The organism is Candidatus Arsenophonus nilaparvatae, from assembly GCF_045346035.1.
GTDB lineage: Bacteria > Pseudomonadota > Gammaproteobacteria > Enterobacterales > Enterobacteriaceae > Arsenophonus > Arsenophonus nilaparvatae.
Map to the genome: position 1 here is coordinate 2,269,599 of NZ_CP158507.1, position 18,293 is coordinate 2,287,891.

At 39.0% G+C, this 18,293-nt stretch carries 18 protein-coding genes; all 18 read right to left on the reverse strand.

Annotated elements, in window-relative coordinates:
- Nucleotides 1-10: 10 nt before the first annotated feature.
- The 18 genes from cysQ to tsaE all read right to left on the reverse strand — a co-directional run bounded on the left by cysQ (nucleotide 11) and on the right by tsaE (nucleotide 17,683).
- Nucleotides 11-751, reverse strand: coding sequence for a 3'(2'),5'-bisphosphate nucleotidase CysQ (gene cysQ, locus WH390_RS10705; protein WP_032114368.1), 741 nt, complete (start codon nucleotides 749-751; stop codon nucleotides 11-13).
- Between the two features lie 83 nt (nucleotides 752-834).
- On the reverse strand, nucleotides 835-1,455 hold the full coding sequence (locus tag WH390_RS10710; protein WP_032114367.1) for an FKBP-type peptidyl-prolyl cis-trans isomerase: 621 nt from the start codon (nucleotides 1,453-1,455) through the stop codon (nucleotides 835-837).
- A 408-nt stretch (nucleotides 1,456-1,863) separates the two neighbouring features.
- Entirely contained in the window at nucleotides 1,864-2,313 is a 450-nt protein-coding gene (gene rplI / locus WH390_RS10715; protein ID WP_032114366.1) for a 50S ribosomal protein L9, read from the reverse strand.
- Nucleotides 2,314-2,351: 38 nt separating this feature from the next.
- Nucleotides 2,352-2,579, reverse strand: coding sequence for a 30S ribosomal protein S18 (gene rpsR / locus WH390_RS10720; RefSeq protein WP_000135199.1), 228 nt, complete (start codon nucleotides 2,577-2,579; stop codon nucleotides 2,352-2,354).
- Nucleotides 2,580-2,583: 4 nt separating this feature from the next.
- Nucleotides 2,584-2,901, reverse strand: a complete 318-nt coding sequence (gene priB / locus WH390_RS10725; RefSeq protein WP_032114571.1) for a primosomal replication protein N — start codon at nucleotides 2,899-2,901, stop codon at nucleotides 2,584-2,586.
- Nucleotides 2,902-2,909: 8 nt separating this feature from the next.
- Complete coding sequence (rpsF, locus tag WH390_RS10730) at nucleotides 2,910-3,302, reverse strand: 30S ribosomal protein S6 (RefSeq protein WP_032114365.1); 393 nt, start codon at nucleotides 3,300-3,302, stop codon at nucleotides 2,910-2,912.
- A 210-nt stretch (nucleotides 3,303-3,512) separates the two neighbouring features.
- Nucleotides 3,513-4,250, reverse strand: coding sequence for a 23S rRNA (guanosine(2251)-2'-O)-methyltransferase RlmB (gene rlmB, locus WH390_RS10735; RefSeq protein WP_032114364.1), 738 nt, complete (start codon nucleotides 4,248-4,250; stop codon nucleotides 3,513-3,515).
- Nucleotides 4,251-4,327: 77 nt separating this feature from the next.
- The gene (gene rnr, locus WH390_RS10740; RefSeq protein WP_032114363.1) at nucleotides 4,328-6,772 is read right to left on the reverse strand and encodes a ribonuclease R; all 2,445 of its coding nucleotides are present in this window, start codon (nucleotides 6,770-6,772) and stop codon (nucleotides 4,328-4,330) included.
- Between the two features lie 58 nt (nucleotides 6,773-6,830).
- A complete protein-coding gene (gene nsrR, locus WH390_RS10745; protein WP_032114362.1) occupies nucleotides 6,831-7,253 on the reverse strand; it encodes a nitric oxide-sensing transcriptional repressor NsrR in 423 nt (140 codons plus the stop codon).
- Nucleotides 7,254-7,447: 194 nt separating this feature from the next.
- Entirely contained in the window at nucleotides 7,448-8,746 is a 1,299-nt protein-coding gene (locus WH390_RS10750; protein WP_032114570.1) for an adenylosuccinate synthase, read from the reverse strand.
- A 171-nt stretch (nucleotides 8,747-8,917) separates the two neighbouring features.
- Nucleotides 8,918-9,925 carry a protease modulator HflC gene (hflC, locus tag WH390_RS10755; protein ID WP_032114361.1) on the reverse strand — a complete coding sequence of 336 codons (1,008 nt, stop codon included), beginning with the start codon at nucleotides 9,923-9,925 and terminating at the stop codon, nucleotides 8,918-8,920.
- Nucleotides 9,926-9,927: 2 nt separating this feature from the next.
- Complete coding sequence (gene hflK / locus WH390_RS10760) at nucleotides 9,928-11,145, reverse strand: FtsH protease activity modulator HflK (protein ID WP_032114360.1); 1,218 nt, start codon at nucleotides 11,143-11,145, stop codon at nucleotides 9,928-9,930.
- Nucleotides 11,146-11,230: 85 nt separating this feature from the next.
- A complete protein-coding gene (hflX, locus tag WH390_RS10765; protein ID WP_032114359.1) occupies nucleotides 11,231-12,523 on the reverse strand; it encodes a ribosome rescue GTPase HflX in 1,293 nt (430 codons plus the stop codon).
- A 94-nt stretch (nucleotides 12,524-12,617) separates the two neighbouring features.
- A complete protein-coding gene (gene hfq / locus WH390_RS10770; RefSeq protein ID WP_032114358.1) occupies nucleotides 12,618-12,914 on the reverse strand; it encodes an RNA chaperone Hfq in 297 nt (98 codons plus the stop codon).
- A 110-nt stretch (nucleotides 12,915-13,024) separates the two neighbouring features.
- Complete coding sequence (miaA, locus tag WH390_RS10775; protein WP_032114357.1) at nucleotides 13,025-13,966, reverse strand: tRNA (adenosine(37)-N6)-dimethylallyltransferase MiaA; 942 nt, start codon at nucleotides 13,964-13,966, stop codon at nucleotides 13,025-13,027.
- A complete protein-coding gene (gene mutL / locus WH390_RS10780) occupies nucleotides 13,959-15,914 on the reverse strand; it encodes a DNA mismatch repair endonuclease MutL (RefSeq protein WP_238565657.1) in 1,956 nt (651 codons plus the stop codon). Before mutL ends, miaA begins: the two co-directional genes overlap by 8 nt.
- A gap of 6 nt (nucleotides 15,915-15,920) precedes the next feature.
- The gene (gene amiB, locus WH390_RS10785) at nucleotides 15,921-17,210 is read right to left on the reverse strand and encodes an N-acetylmuramoyl-L-alanine amidase AmiB (protein WP_032114356.1); all 1,290 of its coding nucleotides are present in this window, start codon (nucleotides 17,208-17,210) and stop codon (nucleotides 15,921-15,923) included.
- A gap of 14 nt (nucleotides 17,211-17,224) precedes the next feature.
- Nucleotides 17,225-17,683 (reverse strand): tRNA (adenosine(37)-N6)-threonylcarbamoyltransferase complex ATPase subunit type 1 TsaE, encoded by a 459-nt coding sequence (gene tsaE, locus WH390_RS10790; RefSeq protein ID WP_032114355.1) that lies wholly within the window; start codon nucleotides 17,681-17,683, stop codon nucleotides 17,225-17,227.
- Between the last annotated feature and the right edge of the window lie 610 nt (nucleotides 17,684-18,293).

The following is an 18,293-nucleotide window of genomic DNA, read 5'->3' on the forward strand; positions in this document are numbered from 1 at the left end:
AATTAAACCATCAGAATATTGACACTCTAAATCCCGGATTAATAAATGATTCTCTGGGGGAATAGTCTAATGTTCTACCATTCCAATCCGTCACTTTAGCACCTGCCGCTTGGGCGATCGCATGTCCTGCGGCAGTATCCCAAATATGAGTGGGACCAAATCGCGGATAAAGCTGTGCTTTGCCTTCAGCAATAAGGCAAAATTTTAGTGAAGAACCCATCACCATAACTTCATGCTGCCCCATTTGTGCCAAATAATCAGCCAATTCTTTATCTTGATAAGAACGGCTAATAACAATTAGCGGGGGATGCCCATTAGCAACATGAAGTGATTGTTTTACTCCATCCACTATTTTCCATGCCGCCCCTTGCTCACTAGCATAAAGCACATTTTTTGCTGGCGCATAAATAATCCCCATAACAGGAGAACCCGACTGAATTAAAGCAATATTAACGGTAAATTCACCATTTCTATGAATAAACTCTTTAGTTCCATCGAGTGGATCCACTAACCAATAGCTTTCCCAATGACAGCGCTCTTGCCAAGCCGGTGGATCTTCTTCAGAGAGTAGCGGAATATGTGGCGTTATACTTGTCAATCCAGTTTTAATAATTTGGTGAGCAATAAGATCGGCTTCAGTCACCGGTGAGCTATCTTTTTTGTGCTTAACAGCAAGTTGTTGTGCACTTTCATAGATAGTCATAATTGCGCTACCTGCTTCTTTCGCCAAATCACATATTTGCTCAAGCATAATATATCTCGGAAAACGGCATAGATTATTTATCGAATTATCTTATTAATACACCAACTAACTCGATGACAAGTAAAACTTAATTATATAATTCCTAGTAATTCAACTTCGAATATTAACGTGCTAAAAGGTGGAATAGCGGCACCAGCACCACGTTCACCATAGGCTAAATTATGCGGAATATAAAGTTCCCACTTTGATCCTGTAGGCATCAATGTTAACGCCTCAATCCAGCCAGCAATCACACCATTAACAGGAAATTCTGCTGGTTGCCCTCGATCTTTTGAACTATCAAAAATCGTACCATCGATTAATCGACCAGTATAATGAACACGAACCCGATCTGCTTTAGCCGGGACCGGGCCTTCACCTTGTTTTAATATACTAAATTGTAATCCTGATTCCGTAGTATTGACTTCCTCTCGTTGCTGATTGTTGTCCAAAAAATTTTGTCCTTCCACCGCCGCAGCTTGCTGAAATTCACGCCGCTGAGCATCCGCGCGTTCATGGATCTCTCGTAATGCTCTATGCAAAGCTTCAACAGGAACTACCGGCGTTTTACTATGTAATGCATCACATAAACCTGCAAGTAAAGCTTCTGGCTGAATGCCTTCCAAGCCTGATTCTAAAAGCTGTTGACCAACTTGAAGACCAATGCCATAACTTGCCTGAGTTTCAATTGAATCAAATGCCTGATCTGTCATAACAGCTCCTATTTATTAAATTATAAATAATAATAAAGAATAACAGTCTCAAATAAATGGGTAAATAACCATATAAAATAAATCTAGTTAAAAATAATATTCTAATTTTATATCAATTCATTAATTTTATAATACTAAAAACCTAAAGGTGAGATTTCAGTTTGAAAAATAAATTTTATTCCTAAATATAATATCTATAAATGATAATATATGAACAGTGACAATTTCATGAATTAAAATTATCGACTACCAGCCAAAAATTCCTCTAACACTCGGCAGAGATAAAAAAGTAAAACAATTGACTTTGTACGATTGATTAATAGCAACAATGATTTAGCTGATAGAAATCGGAACAAAAACACCAGCATCAGCTGGTGTTTTTGTTTGTGCATAATAATCAGAAAGCAATTATTCAGCAATAATATTCACATTCAGTTTTGCAAATACATCACTATGCACTTGGAAATTAACTTCATGTTCACCAACAGTACGCAATACACCATTTGGTAAGCGAACTTCGCTTTTCATAACCTCAACACCGGCAGCAGTGACCGCCTGAGCAATATCACGAGTCCCGATCGAACCAAACAGTTTACCTTCATCACCAGCTTTAGAGGCGATGGTTACTGTTACTAATGAATTAATTTTTTCAGCGCGCCATTCCGCAACAGCCAGAACATCGGCTAATTTAGCTTCTAATTCGGCACGGCGTGCTTCAAAAAATTCAACATTCTTTTTAGTTGCAGGAACAGCTTTTCCCAGCGGAACTAAATAGTTACGAGCATAACCCGCTTTAACATCAACTTTGTCACCCAGGCTACCCAGGTTTGCTACTTTATCCAGCAGAATAATTTGCATTACCTTATCCTCTTTAAGTCGTTAATGGACCGTACCAATTACTGATGACGATCAGTATATGGCAACAGAGACAGGTAACGCGCGCGCTTGATAGCACGAGCGAGCTGACGCTGGTACTTTGCACGAGTACCAGTGATACGACTTGGTACAATTTTACCACTTTCAGTGATATAGTTTTTTAGCGTTGCAATATCTTTATAATCAATCTCTTGAACGCCTTCCGCTGTGAAACGGCAGAACTTACGACGACGGAAATAACGTGCCATTTGGCTAGTCTCCAGAATCTATCAATTCAATCTGCTCGGCGTGAAGTACCAAGTTATTCAAGCCATTAGCGCCCTGATGGCTACTAATAAAACCGATAACTGTGATCCAACTACCGACCGTTATACTGTGAGTAAACTGTTGTAATTTTTGTCCGCTGGCGATGATGGTTATTCTACACCATACTTGCCGATTAAAACCGGCTTCTTGCTGCTGTGAACGATGTTCGAGCACAAACTGGCAGTGAGGAACCCCAGCTGGACTGACTTTTCTTATCGGCGCATTACAGATTTTGCCTGACAGCACCAATCGATTAGTATTCACAACCAAATTTACTCTTCAGAATCCTCAGCAACCTCAATTCCTTCCAGGTCTTCATCAACCAAATCACGACTGCGACGATCGTCTTTGGCTTTAACCATTGGAGAAGCTTCAGTAACCGCATGCTTAACACGCATAATCATGCTGCGGACAACGGCATCATTGAAGCGGAAGTTTGTTTCTAACTCATCAATCACTTCTTGCGGCGCTTCAACGTTCATCAGAACATAGTGTGCTTTGTGCAATTTATTGATTGGATAAGCCAATTGACGGCGACCCCAGTCTTCCAAGCGATGGATTTGACCTTGCGCTTCGGTGATAGAACTACTATAACGCTCAATCATACCTGCAACTTGCTCGCTTTGGTCCGGATGAACCATAAAAACGATTTCGTAATGACGCATGAGTTTTGCTCCTTACGGATTAATCAGCCTCCTGTCAGGGTCAGCCGCATCCCATGGAGGCAAGGAACTTATTTAAGTGCGGCTGAAAAATCGACGCGTAACTATACCTATCCTTTAGTTAAAACTCAAGCAATAGATTAAATCATCACTTATTACCATCGAATTGGGTTAAGTAATCTTGCCAAGATTATCAATGTTCTTACTTTTTTCTCAATAACTGTGCCTTTGACGTACTGCTTCGAATAAACAAACGCCGGTCGCAACAGAGACATTTAAAGACGAAACCATACCGGCCATTGGAATACTAATCAGTTCATCACAATGTTCCCTTGTTAAACGACGCATACCTTCACCTTCCGCACCCATCACCAATGCAACTGCTCCGGTTAACTTACTCTCATATAATGTATGATTAGCGTCACCTGCAGTGCCAACAATCCAGATATGCTGCTGCTGCAATTGACGTAGTGTCCGCGCAAGATTGGTAACCCGAATTAATGGCATACTCTCAGCTGCACCACAGGCAACTTTCTTAGCGATGGCATTAAGTTGAGCAGATTTATCCTTTGGTACAATAACCGCATCAATACCCGCAGCCTCTGCACTACGTAAACAAGCACCTAAGTTATGTGGATCGGTAATACCATCTAATATAAGCAAAAAGGGGGATTTTGTCTGAGAAATAATAATATCTAAATCACTCTCTTGATATTGCCGCCCGGGTTTTACCTGAGCAATAATACCCTGATGAACAGCGTTCTCTGTCTGCTTATCCATCCATTGACGATTAGCTAACTGGATAATAATGCCCAATTTTTCAAGCTGGTGAATAATCGGCAATAAACGTTTATCTTCACGCCCTTTGAGTACATAAACTTGTTTTAAACGCGATGGATCGCGCTCCAGCAGTGCTTGCACTGCATGAATACCATAAATAATTTCACTCATAAATTTATCGATTACTTTATAACTCTAAAAGATAGTCAATCATTGCCGATGAAGATCAGTAATAAAAATAACTAAGATTATTTTTGTGCTTTTTTGATAGCCTTTTTTGCTCTCAATTTTGCGGCAATTTTTTTACTTTTATCAGAAACCTTTTTCCCTTTTTTATCTACTTTTTTAGCGTTACCGCTGCCTTTTTTATTCGCTTTAATAAATGCACTACTGGGCTCAAGATTTTTGTCCTGGCTGTGATCTTGCTTGCTATGAGTTGAAATTGTTTTTTTAAATTGCTTTTTTGCTTTTTCTTTTGCTGTCTTACCTGGATTTTTCGCCTTACGTAAGGTTGATATCAATGCAAAATCGATCTTGCGTTCATCCATATGTACAGCTTCAACGCTAATTTCAACTTCATCACCAAGACGATATACCATCCCCGAAGATTCACCAATAAGTCTCTGTCCTACATTATCGTAGCGATAGTAATCATTATTAAGTGATGAGACATGCACCAGACCATCAATAAAAAGATCTTTTAAGCGGACAAAAAAGCCAAAACCCGTGACACTGGTGATAATGCCAGTAAATACATTGCCAACTTGATCCTGCATAAAATCACATTTCAACCAATCAGCAACATCTCTCGTTGCTTCATCAGCCCGCCGTTCGGTCATTGAACAATGTTCACCCAATTGCAGCATTTCATGAGTATCAGCATGCCAACCACCGGTCGGCGTCGAGCGATGTTGATTGTTTCCATGTTGGCCAGATAAAAGATATTTAATCGAACGATGTAGCGCTAAATCAGGATATCGACGGATCGGTGAAGTGAAATGGGCATAAGATTTCAGTGCTAAGCCAAAATGCCCTCTATTTTCAGGATCATAAATAGCTTGTTTCATTGAACGCAAAATCATTGTTTGCAGCAATTCATGATCCGGACGTTCAGCCACTTCATCCACAACTTTAGCATAATCAGCTGACTGTGGTTTCATGCCACCTGGTAATGTTAAACCCAGCTCGCTAAATACCGTCCGCAAATTTACAATACTCTCTTGTTTGGGCCTATCATGGACACGGTACAAGCTAGGTTCTTTATTCCGCTCAACAAAACGTGCGGCAGCGATATTCGCTAAAATCATACACTCTTCAATTAATTTATGCGCATCATTACGTTCAACCGGCTCTATCCGCTCAATGCGTTTTTCTGCATTAAAAATAAATTTAGCTTCTTCAGATTCAAAGGAAATAGCACCCCGTTTTATGCGCGCATTATCTAACGCTTTATATAATCGATGAAGTTGTTCTAAATGCGGCACCAGGTCTTGATAATGTTGACGTAATTCTTCGTCACCCTGTAAAATTTTCCAGACTTTGGTATAAGTCAATCTGGCATGAGAACGCATTACGGCTTCATAGAATTTAGATGAAGTAATTTTCCCTTCTGCCGATAGCTGCATTTCACATACCATGCAAAGCCTCTCAACTTCAGGGTTTAATGAACATAACCCATTAGAAAGAATTTCAGGCAACATAGGGATCACTCGTGATGGAAAATAGACTGAATTTCCCCGACTAACCGCTTCACTATCCAAAGCCGTTTGTGGCCGCACATAATAACTAACATCAGCAATCGCGACCCATAAGCACCAGCCACCGTCTTCTTTCGGCATACAATAAACTGCATCATCAAAATCTCGGGCATCTTCGCCATCAATGGTGACTAAAGGTAGATGACATAAGTCTACTCTGCCTTTTTTTGCTGACGCAGGGATCTGTTCGGACAAATCAGCAACTTGCTTCTCAACTTGTGGCGGCCAACTATACGGAATTTCATAGGTTCTTAATGCAATCTCTACCGCAATGTTAGTCCCCATGCTTTCGCCTAATACTTCGACAATATTTCCTACTGCCTGGGTATGGCGCGCTGGTCGGGTTGTCATCTCAACGACAACCACATTTCCCATCCTGGCACAGTTAACCTGCTCTTTAGGGATCAATATGTCAAAAGACAGTCGACTATCATCAGGGACTACATACCCCATCCCCGATTCTATAAAATAACGTCCTACAATATGATTATTTCGTGGGACAAGCACTCGAACAATGCGAACTTCTGTACGTCCTCGCCGATCTTTGCCCAATGGCTGGATAAGTACAACATCACCATGCAGCGCTTTTTTCATTTCTTCTAAAGAAAGGTAAAAATCGTCTTTCTGGCCTTCTACCCGTAAAAAACCAAAACCATCACGATGGCCAATAACTGTGCCTTTGAGTAAATCAAGGCGTTCAGGTAAGGCATAACATTGACGACGAGTAAATACCAATTGCCCATCACGTTCCATAGCACGTAAGCGGCGCCGCAAAGCCTCTAACTCTTCTTCTTTAGTTAACTTTAATATTCGGGCGATTTCCTGTCGACTTACAGGCTTAGTAAATTTTGCTAATACCTCTAAAATATATTCACGACTTGCAATTGGTGAATGATATTTCTCAGCTTCCCGGTCTTTATAAGGATCTTTTGCCATCACTCACCTCCGTTACCACTTTGATTAATATAACCCACTAATACACCAGGCCTGTTATTTATTTTAATAGTAACTTATAAAGTAGCTTATTATTTTCTATTAGATCTGCCAGTGTATATTTATCTAATTCATTTAAAAAAAGTTCAATTGCTTGATTTAATATTTTTTTTAATCGACAAGCAGAAGTAATATGGCAAAAATCGCTGCAGCAATTAACTAATGCTAGAGGCTCTAATAGACGAACAACATCACCTATCCGGATTTGCTCAGCTGGCTTGCCTAAGTAAATCCCTCCATTTTTCCCTCTCACCGCAGCAACAAGTCCACATCGGCTTAATTGATTAATAATTTTTACCATATGGTTACGCGAGACACCGTATACATTAGCAACTTCAGTAATATTAGTTCTTTTATCCTTAGGTAATGAAGCCATATAAATTAATGCTCTTAAGCCATAATCAGTAAAACTTGTTAACTGCACATTAACCTCTGGTTATAAAACAAAAATGGAAAGACATCTTCTTGACATTAATTCATCTAGTTATATCTATTATGTAAATTTTTATCATATTAAGCAAAATTGATTAGTAATCAGGTAATATGAATTACTAGATATAAAAATAACGCCTGAATGTTCAGGCGTCACTCTTTGAGCAATATTATTGAGTGGTAAAATTATGCATCAAAAGGATCTCGTAATATCATTGTTTCAGCACGATCAGGTCCAGTCGAAATAATATCTATCGGGATCCCGGTTAATTCCTCAATCCGTTTAATATAACCAATGGCTGCTTTAGGTAATTGATTATATTCTTTTACCCCAAAAGTACTTTCACTCCAGCCTGGTAACGTTTCATATATCGGCACTAAATCTTCCCATTCCTCTGCCGCTAACGGCGTTATAGTCAATTCAGTCCCATCTGGTTTGCGATAAGCAACACAAAGTTTCACTTCATCCAAACCGTCTAATACATCTAATTTGGTTAAACAGAAACCGGAAAGAGAATTGATTTGAACTGCCCGGTTAATAGCAACAATATCTAACCAACCTGTACGACGGCAACGGCCTGTTGTTGCACCAAATTCTTGCCCTTTTTCACGCAGGTATTCGCCGGTTTCATCAGATAACTCCGTTGGAAAAGGACCGCCACCTACACGGGTAGAATAAGCTTTCAATATTCCTAAAACATAATCAATATAACGCGGACCTAATCCTGAACCAGTGGCAACACCACCCGCCGTTGTATTTGATGAAGTCACATAGGGATAAGTACCATGATCAATGTCCAGCAATGTTCCCTGAGCACCTTCATACATCACTAATTCGCCTTTTTGATGCGCTTTGTATAATAAATCAGCGACATCAACGGTCATCGCCGTCAAAATATCGGCAATAACCATAATATCATCTAATGTTTTTTGGTAATCGATTGCAGGCGCTTTATAATAATTCACTAATTGAAAATTATGGTAATCAACAATTTCTTTAAGTTTGACTGGAAAGGTTTTTTTATTAAACAGATCGCCAACACGTAATCCACGGCGGGCAACTTTATCTTCATAAGCAGGTCCAATGCCCCGGCCGGTCGTTCCTATCGCTTTTGCGCCTCGCGCTTTTTCACGCTCATTATCTAAAGCAACATGATAGGGTAAGATTAATGGACAAGCCGCCGAAATTTTGAGGCGTTCACGCACTGGCACGCCACGCGCTTCCAATTTTTTCATTTCATCCATTAATGCATCAGGCGCTAATACCACACCATTGCCAATGACGCTTATGACATTTTCACGCAAAATACCCGATGGGATAAGATGGAGAACAGTTTTTTCACCATTTACCACTAGCGTATGACCAGCATTATGCCCACCTTGGTAACGAACAACATACTTAGCGCGTTCAGTTAGTAAATCGACTATTTTGCCTTTACCTTCGTCACCCCACTGAGTACCTAATACGACAACGTTTTTACCCATTTCAAAATTCACTCGATTGCTTAAAAAAGAATTCTACCATTTCAATCATTAGCTGCCAGCAATTTTTATAACACCAATACCTCTTTTCATGACAATCTTAACAGATTAAAGCCCGCCTAATGCGGGCTTACCTAAAGTCAATTGGCAATCATTTCATTTATCTTTAAATGATCACTGTACCGCTCTTTGTTTAGTTGGTGCTCGCATATAGCGGAAAAAATCGGTATCTGGGCTTAATACCATCACATCATCACCATTTTTACTAAAGCTCTTTTCGTATGCCCGTAAACTACGAATGAAAGCATAGAAATCAGGATCTTGGTTAAATGCATCAGCAAATAGCTTAGTTGCCATCGCATCTCCTTCACCATGTAATTTCAGTGCCGTACGCTCCGCTTCTGCCAATGTCTCGGTCACTGTTTTATCTGCTGCTGCACGGATCTTCACGGCCTCTTCTTGACCTTGTGAACGATGTTGGCGTGCTACAGCCTCTCGTTCAGCGCGCATACGTTGATATATCGCTTCCGAAACTTCACTTGGCAATTCAATACGTTTGATACGAACATCGACAACTTGGATCCCTAATGCCGCCATGCTGTTTGGATTAACAACTGGCGAATTACCTTTGATCTCTTGATCAAAACGGGCTGCTACCGAGGCAATAGCCTGATCTGCATCTTTTGTCGCTTCTGTATCTGAACCAGAACCTTTATTAAGTGCATCACGCACATCGACGGTCAAGCGACCGCGAGAATCGGTAATAATATCTTTCACATTTAAACGGCCAAATTCTGAACGCAGACGATCACTAAATTTACGTTTCAGTAAAGTTTCAGCTTGATAAGGATTACCGCCACCGGTCGCCACATAATAACGACTAAAATCAGTAATTCGCCATTTTAAATAAGAATCAACCATTAAATCTTTATTTTCTCGAGTCAGATAGCGATCTGCCTGAACATCCAATGTCTGAATACGAGCATCCAGCATTTTTACCGTTTCAATAAATGGTATTTTGAGGTGCAAACCTGGCTCATAAACAATAGGTTTATTGTCACTATCACGCACAACCTTACCAAAGCGTAGAATAATGCCTCTTTCTGTTTGTTGAACGGTGAAAATTGACATATACAACACAACTAATGCAGCAACAATAATAACAATCACTGATTTACGCATGATTATTGTCTCCCTACACGAGTTGAATTACTGCCCCGAGCATTGTCCCGCGTACCATAGCTATATGAATAAGGCGATTCAGTAGAAATATCTGATTGCTGAATAACTTTTGGTGGTGTTATTTTTTGTATATCTGCTGCTTTATCTTTGGTTTCACTGCGTAAAATCTGCTCTAACGGCAACACTAACATACTATTGCTATTGTCGTTAACAATAACCTTACGCGTATTACTTAGTACTCGTTCCATTGTCTCAATATATAAACGTTCTCGAGTAATTTGAGGAGCAGCTCGATATTCTGGCAACATTTTGGCAAAGCTAGCTACTTCACCTTCCGCCTTGAAAACCACACTTGATTTATAAGCTGTTGCTTCTTCAATCAATTTCTGCGCATTACCTTTCGCTAATGGCAAAACTTCATTACGATAAGCTTGCGCTTCACGAATGGTCTTCTGTTCTTCTTCTCGCGCTGCAATAACATCATCAAATGCGGCTTTAACCGCTTCCGGTGGACGAGCAGCCTGGAAGTTAACATCTAATATCGTTATACCCATATTATAAGGTCTTATCGTATTTTCTAACTCTTTTTGTGTTTCATCACGGATAAAGGCACGTTTCGTCGTTAACACCTGTTCCATTGCTGATTGGCCAATAATTCCACGTACTGCGCTATCTATTGCCTGACGTAAACTGTTATCCGGGTTAGTAACATTAAATAAATATTGAGCCGGATCTGTTACGCGATACTGGACGTTCATTTCTACTTGAATAACATTTTCATCCGAAGTTAACATCATACCATTAGTCGCTTGTTCACGAATGGTTTCAACATTAATCGGAATCACTTTTTCAATAAAATTTGGTTTCCAATTCAAACCCGGTTCAACAGTATGGCTATATTTACCAAAACGGAAAACGACGCCACGATCACTCTCTTTTATCGTATAAAAACCACTTGCAGCCCAAATAATAACAACTGCTGCGATAATAAATACGATAAAACGGCCGTTTATATTGACGCCATTTTGATTACTCGAACCATTTTTACCTTTATTATTCCCACCTAAACCACCAAGTTTGCGACTCAACTTGCGGAACAGATCGTCAAGATCAGTTGTTCCCTTTTTCCGATTACCTTTATTACCACTGGAGTTGCCGCTATTGCTGCTTCCCCACGGGTCGCGGTCCTGTCCGTTATTACCGGGCTGATTCCACGCCATGTTATAGCTCCATTCGTTATGATTGGTTTTTCAGGGCTAAGAGCAAAATATTTTACTCTTAATTTGTTCAATTTATTGACCACATTTAATGTGTTGACTTAACAATGTACTCAAGTAAAGGTTGTTCTTGCTTGCAAAGTCTTTGCCAGTCAACAATGGGCAGCTTCACTTCAAGCATGATGCTGCCATCTTTATCCATTTCTTCATATTCGATTGCCTGAAGTTGATAAAACCGACTGCGCAAACGACCCGCTTCTGGCGGTAAACGCAATTCATAGTGTGCAATTTCACCAGAAAGGCGTTCTGTCAGCGCCTGTAATAATAATGGAATCCCTTCACCAGTTTGAGCCGAGAGCCAGACCCGAATAGGGACATTATTCTCATCGCGATCAATACGGGGAGTAAATCCATTCAACATGTCAATTTTATTCATGACTAACAGCGCTGGAATTTCATTAGCCTCAATTTCTTCTAGTACACTTTCAACTGCGCGGATATTTTCTTCCATACGGTTATCCGCAGCATCGACAACATGTAATAATAAACTGGCTTCGCGTGTTTCCTGCAATGTTGCTTTAAATGCAGCGACCAGATCGTGAGGTAGATGGCGAATAAAACCTACAGTATCAGCCAACACTGTCACGCCAACATCATCAATATCAATACGCCGTAATGTAGGATCTAACGTCGCAAATAATTGATCTGCTGCATATACTTCAGACTTTGTCATTTGATTAAACAGACTAGACTTACCTGCATTAGTGTAACCTACCAATGATATGGTGGGAATACCCGCTTTACTTCTAGCTTGTCTACCCTGCTCTCTCTGCTTTTCTACCTTAGCCAACCGAGAAAGAATTTGTCGAATTTTACCGCGGATCAATCGACGATCCGTTTCAAGTTGCGTTTCACCAGGTCCACGTAGGCCGATCCCTCCTTTCTGTCGTTCAAGGTGAGTCCAGCCACGTACCAAACGGCTAGAAATATGCCTTAACTGAGCTAATTCAACTTGCAGTTTACCTTCATGTGTACGTGCGCGCTGTGCAAATATATCTAAAATTAAACCCGTACGATCAATAACTCGGCACTGACATAATCGTTCAAGATTTCTTTCCTGTGCAGGGCTTAACGTATGATCAAAAAGAACCACATCGGCATTACTGTCTTTAACAGCTGCCGCAATTTCTTCCGCTTTACCCTCACCAACAAAATATTTAGCCTGCGGCGATTTGCGATTTCCTGTGATTATCTGTACTGGCTTAATGCCCGCAGAGATGACTAATGATTCAAATTCAATCAGGTTTTCAGTATCTTTTTCATTAGAGAAAAAAACATGCACAAGAACAGCTAATTCCCCACCTTCATGTCTATCAAACAAAAGCACAACTCCTTAGACTTAAAAAATATCAAACAGGCAAAATACAGGTAAAAGGAACTTTACCTGTACTTTTTTGTTCAGATAATTAACTGAATTATTTAGTCGCATCACTATCCTGTGGAACTGCCACATTACCTGTATTGTAATTACCTAAGCCTGTATTACCCCCTTGATTACTATGGTGAGATACAGGACGAGAAGGTACTACAGTAGAAATAGCATGCTTATATACCATTTGGCTTACTGTGTTTTTCAGTAAAATAACAAATTGATCAAATGATTCGATTTGACCTTGTAATTTGATGCCATTGACCAAATAAATGGAAACCGGAACCCTTTCACGACGTAACGCGTTTAGGAACGGATCTTGCAAAGATTGCCCCTTAGCCATTCTCTATTTTCCTTATTTTGTTGTTTTTAACTAAGAACCTTTATGGTTCGAAAAAATTAACTACTCAAAAAAATTGTGCCTTTACCACCAATTGTACATAAATAGCAAACCTATGCACTAATAACATGCAATATTGTGTTAAGAATTCCCTTAATATCATCGCTATCGAGTCTATGCACGTTTTTCCATCCTCTTAACCATGTAATTTGGCGTTTAGCCAATTGACGTGTTGCACATATACCACGATAAACCATTTCATCATAGCTGATTTCACCAGACAAATATGACCACATCTGACGATAACCAACAGAACGTATAGCGGGTAGATCCCCATGGAGATCCCCTCTAGCATAAAGAGCGCTAACTTCATCCTCAAAACCCGTCTTCAACATTTGCAGGAAGCGCATCTCAATACGTTGGTGGAGAATTTTACGATCTTGCGGTGAAATCGCAAACTGTAACACATTATAAGGTAATTCTGCCTCTACAATTTCAGTTAATTCTGTCAGACTTTTCCCGGAAACTAAGAAAACCTCCAAGGCACGAGACAATCGTTGAGGATCATTAGGATGGATTCTAGCTGCCGATATTGGATCAACCTCTTGTAAACGTTTATGAATTGCACCCCAACCAAATTGTTTCGCTTGCATTTCAATTTCTGCCCGAATTGTGACATCGGCAGAAGGTAAGGGTGACAGCCCATCCAGTAATGCTTTAAAATATAGCATAGTCCCCCCAACGAGTAAGGGAATACGGCCCGATGCGACAATTTTTTCCATTTCTAATAAAGCATCACGGCGAAAATCTGCGGCTGAATAAGACTGTGCAGGATCCAATATGTCAATTAATCGGTGTGGAGCAATTTGTTGCTCTTCCCGTGTTGGTTTCGCTGTTCCTATATCCATACCGCGATAAATTAAAGCAGAATCTACACTAATTATTTCAACGGGTAATTGTTGACGCAATGCCATTGCCAATGCTGTCTTTCCTGACGCCGTTGGCCCCATGATAAAAATCGCTTGCGGTTTATGTTGAAAAATTTGTTTACTCATGAGTTAAAGCCGTTATCACCGATTCAAAATCAATTAGTTGTAGTAATGTTTTCGGTGGTTCTTTAACTAATTCAGGGTAAGTCCGCTCCAGATCCGCTAATAACTGTACCCCTTGTGCAATCGTCCACACTTGTTTTTCATTTACTAAATGATCTGCTAACCAAACAACTAATTCCATCAACTGACAAGAAGTATTTTGAGCAAGATATTTCAATAGTTTTGGAAATAGTTCAGCTAAATTTTGTGATCTCAAGGGACAAGATACACCACTAATTATTGCTTTGTTATGAGAAATATTGATGTCAAAACCTAAGGTACTTAATAATACCTTTACTCGATAAAAAGTTTCAATTTCCTTTTCTGTTAATACGAGCTTTATTGGTATCAGTAAGGGCTGAGATTTTAATTCTTTATCAGTAGGAATTAATTGACTTCGCTTTAAATATCGCTCAGCTTCCGCTAATGATAACAAACCTATTCCAAATGATGATTCAATAAATGCGAAATTTTTAGAATAAATTGTTAGTATTTTACCAAACGTATAATTTTTATCATTTTTTTCTATATCAACCGATTTTACTGCTATTTTTTCAGTTTTTATCGATTCTCGCTCTGGAAAAAGTGGGATTTTTTCTTGTTTAGCTGGTTCATTTTGCATTAATTGCTGATAAAGCTCACCCTGTTTTTTGTTATAGATTTTTTTAGCTATTTTTCCATTATTGTAACAAGAAAATGATGCTGTTTTAGACGGCGAAATTTGGCTACTGGCACTTAATTCTGTTATTACTTGTGCTTCTTGCTCTTTAATAACTAAATGCTGCTTTGAATCATCTGAGGCAAAAAAATTTTCACCCGCAGCTAACCGATTTTGTAATCCTGAAGCAAGATGAATTTCCTGGTTTGAACTAACAGAGACTTGATTAAATTGTTTTTGGTGTTGTTGGCTTAGTACCGTGTTCACACCCTGATAGATAAAATCATGAACCAATCTAGCTTGGTGAAAACGAACTTCCTGTTTGGCTGGATGAACATTAACATCAACCTGATGAGGATCAATGGTTAAATAAAGCACATAAGCCGCTTGCTGTTCTTCTTGCAGACGATCAGCATAGGCCTGACGAATTGCATGATTGATTAATCGATCGCGCATTATGCGCCCATTAACATAACAATATTGAATTTCAGCGGCCTTACCTAAATAGGGATTAGTTATCCAGCCTTTAATGGCTAAATCACCATGTTGCCAACATAATTTCAGCGCATTTTGTATAAAAGAAGTACCACAAATAGCAGCTAAGCGTCGTTCATATTGCTCTTCACTATTTGTCGCACGATACTGGCGAACTAATTTACCATTATGATGCAAATTGATTACAACATCGAAACGCGCTAAAGCTATTCTACGTACAATCTCATCAATATGACTAAATTCGGTTTTTTCTGTACGTAAAAATTTACGTCGAGCCGGCGTATTATAAAACAGATCAAGAACTTCAACTGTTGTTCCTATTGGGTGAGCAGCAGGTTTTAGCGTAACATTCATCTCACGCCCTTCAGCATAAGCTTGCCAGGCTTCTGTCTGAGTCTCGACGCGTGAAGTTAGTATTAAACGAGAAACCGAACTAATACTGGCCAGCGCTTCTCCTCTAAATCCCATACTCATAATAGCGGCCAGATCTTCTAGCGTGGCTATTTTGCTGGTAGCGTGTCGCTCCAACGCTAGTATTAAATCTTCTTTGGCGATACCACTACCATTGTCATGGATGCGGATAAGTTTTGCCCCACCACGCTCAATTTCAATATCAATACGGCTGGCGCCAGCATCAAGACTATTTTCGACTAACTCTTTCACAACCGATGATGGGCGTTCAACAACTTCACCCGCAGCAATTTGATTAGCTAACTGAGGAGAAAGAATTTGTATCGCTGACATAATGACCTCTGCCATATTCCATCATTTTGGCGCTGCTTGTAAGGGGTGTTGGGTAAAATAATTGCGTAATCCTTGATGAATAGCTACTGCCAAACTTTCCTGATAATCGTCAGAAACTAAAAGGCGCTCTTCAGAAATATTACTAATAAAACCTGTTTCCACCAGAATAGATGGAATGTCGGGAGAACGAAGTACACCAAGACTAGCATGTTCTGGATCATATTTATGGATATTACCAATTTTACTTAATTCTCTCAGTACTTTTACCGCGACAGCATAACCTACACGTTGGGAATTGCCAAATTGTAAATCTAAAACAGCTTGGCTAAGATAAGGATCTGCACCATTTGCTAACGCATCACCGGCACCACCTAATAATTCAGATTGCTTTTCATGTTGTTCAAGCCAATTACCCAATTCACTATTCGCTCTTCGATTGGAAAGCACCCAGACAGAAGCACCTCGGGCACGATTATTAGGTGCTGCATCAGCATGAATTGAAACGAGCATATCAGCCGCTTTTTGGCGTGCCACTTCTGAACGACCCGCTACAGAAATAAAATAATCGCCATTACGGGTCATCACTGGCTTAAACATTGGATCTGTCTTTAAATGGTTCTCTAATTTACGCGCAATTATCATTGTTATATTTTTTTCACGATGACCATTTTGCCCAATTGCGCCTGGATCTTTACCCCCATGTCCAGCATCAATTGCCACGACAACTTGCCGAGTACCTTTAGGTAAATTTTTATATATTGAGGGAGTTGGTGAGTTATTGGCTAACTTTTTCTCAGCTTGTGAATCAATTGATAGCAATTTATTGGTTGCTTCAGTTGCGGACTGAGATGTCTGAGGCTGCGATGCCCCAGCACGATTATTCTTTAAGGTAAAAACTATTTGATAGCGATGATTTATTTGTTCAGCCACGGCACTTGCTTTCACTGCATTTGCCAATTCGATAACAATACGTTGATACTGACTATTCGGTGGCTGACTAGTACGGATCCCTTTAACCAAATTATTATTTATAAACTTCATTGGTAATCCAGATACCTGATCAGATTGACGAAAATCGACAACCAAACGCTCAGGCTCATGAAGGGGAAAGAAGCGGTACTCTGGATTACCGCCAGCAAAGTGTAAAGTGACTTTTGCCTCGGATAAATTATCATTGACGCGAATATTGGATAAAGTTGCAGCCTGTGCATTAGACAATAATAAGTTGCTAAGTAATATTATTGTCATTAATAAAAGAAATACATGAGTTTGCCATCGTTTTATTATATTAATCATCGAAGTCTTCATCATGATTAGTATTCCTATTATGACAATTTTTCTAATAACATTTCCCCATATGTTGATAATGCGACAAATCGTGCTTGTCTCCCATTATTGTCATATGATAGGTAGAGTTCAAGATCAGCGCATGGTAGCATCCCTTCACCTTTTTTTGGCCACTCCACCAAACATATAGCCTGCCAATCAAAATAGTCACGGATACCCATAAATTCAAGCTCTTCAGGATCAGTTAAACGATATAAATCAAAATGATAAACAGGATTAGGAGTCAACAAATAGGGTTCAACTAAAGTGTAGGTTGGACTTTTTACATGTCCTTGATAACCTAAACCTTGCAAAAAACCACGACAAAAAGTCGTTTTCCCCGCACCTAAGTCTCCATATAAATAAAGAATAAAACCCTGCTTACAAAGCTGAGCTAAACGCTGCCCTAAGGTTATTGTTGCCTTTTCATTAGCAAGCAATAATATAAGTTCTTTCATGAAAATATTGCCACTTTTTATAATTTTTTATCTAATAATTTAATTCATAAAATATATCACAAAACACTATTACTTACCGAATATTATAGCGATATTTAATGTTATATTTATCAATAAAACTTACATCATATGCTTATTATTCAGCTAGTTAATCTTTTTTAGTTACTTGCTTTTATCAATATTCTATCATTTGGTTTGTACATATTTATATAAAAAACAAACATATAAAAATTTATATTAATATCAAAAAATTAATGTTTATTATGCAATATTATTGTCTTAAACGATTAAAATTATTTGGTTGAGAGAAGCTTTTTTACATCACTAAAAAGGCGCTACAATATATCGAGACATAGGTAGATATCCGCTATTAAAGTATTATATTGCCTTAGGTAGTTACACCTTGAAATATATCGTTAAAATGATACTTTTATTATAAATAAAAACCTTATCAAAATAATAATAGCGCCTTGTGCGCAATATCTGGTTATTAACATCAGTATTTTCTAGAATAGATACTTCAATTTTACTTGTGCATAAAATAAAAATGCATTGATCATAAAAAAATAACCATATAATCAATCATCAAAAAATATAAATATTTTTTTAA

Excerpts from the sequence above, each read along its gene's own strand:
- cysQ (WP_032114368.1), bottom strand. The coding sequence starts at position 751 with ATGCTTGAGCAAATATGTGATTTGGCGAAAGAAGCAGGTAGCGCAATT.
- WH390_RS10710 (WP_032114367.1), bottom strand. The coding sequence starts at position 1,455 with ATGACAGATCAGGCATTTGATTCAATTGAAACTCAGGCAAGTTATGGC.
- rplI (WP_032114366.1), bottom strand. The coding sequence starts at position 2,313 with ATGCAAATTATTCTGCTGGATAAAGTAGCAAACCTGGGTAGCCTGGGT.
- rpsR (WP_000135199.1), bottom strand. The coding sequence starts at position 2,579 with ATGGCACGTTATTTCCGTCGTCGTAAGTTCTGCCGTTTCACAGCGGAA.
- rpsF (WP_032114365.1), bottom strand. The coding sequence starts at position 3,302 with ATGCGTCATTACGAAATCGTTTTTATGGTTCATCCGGACCAAAGCGAG.
- rlmB (WP_032114364.1), bottom strand. The coding sequence starts at position 4,250 with ATGAGTGAAATTATTTATGGTATTCATGCAGTGCAAGCACTGCTGGAG.
- rnr (WP_032114363.1), bottom strand. The coding sequence starts at position 6,772 with ATGGCAAAAGATCCTTATAAAGACCGGGAAGCTGAGAAATATCATTCA.
- WH390_RS10750 (WP_032114570.1), bottom strand. The coding sequence starts at position 8,746 with ATGGGTAAAAACGTTGTCGTATTAGGTACTCAGTGGGGTGACGAAGGT.
- hflC (WP_032114361.1), bottom strand. The coding sequence starts at position 9,925 with ATGCGTAAATCAGTGATTGTTATTATTGTTGCTGCATTAGTTGTGTTG.
- hflK (WP_032114360.1), bottom strand. The coding sequence starts at position 11,145 with ATGGCGTGGAATCAGCCCGGTAATAACGGACAGGACCGCGACCCGTGG.
- hfq (WP_032114358.1), bottom strand. The coding sequence starts at position 12,914 with ATGGCTAAGGGGCAATCTTTGCAAGATCCGTTCCTAAACGCGTTACGT.
- miaA (WP_032114357.1), bottom strand. The coding sequence starts at position 13,966 with ATGAGTAAACAAATTTTTCAACATAAACCGCAAGCGATTTTTATCATG.
- mutL (WP_238565657.1), bottom strand. The coding sequence starts at position 15,914 with ATGGCAGAGGTCATTATGTCAGCGATACAAATTCTTTCTCCTCAGTTA.
- amiB (WP_032114356.1), bottom strand. The coding sequence starts at position 17,210 with ATGATGAAGACTTCGATGATTAATATAATAAAACGATGGCAAACTCAT.
- tsaE (WP_032114355.1), bottom strand. The coding sequence starts at position 17,683 with ATGAAAGAACTTATATTATTGCTTGCTAATGAAAAGGCAACAATAACC.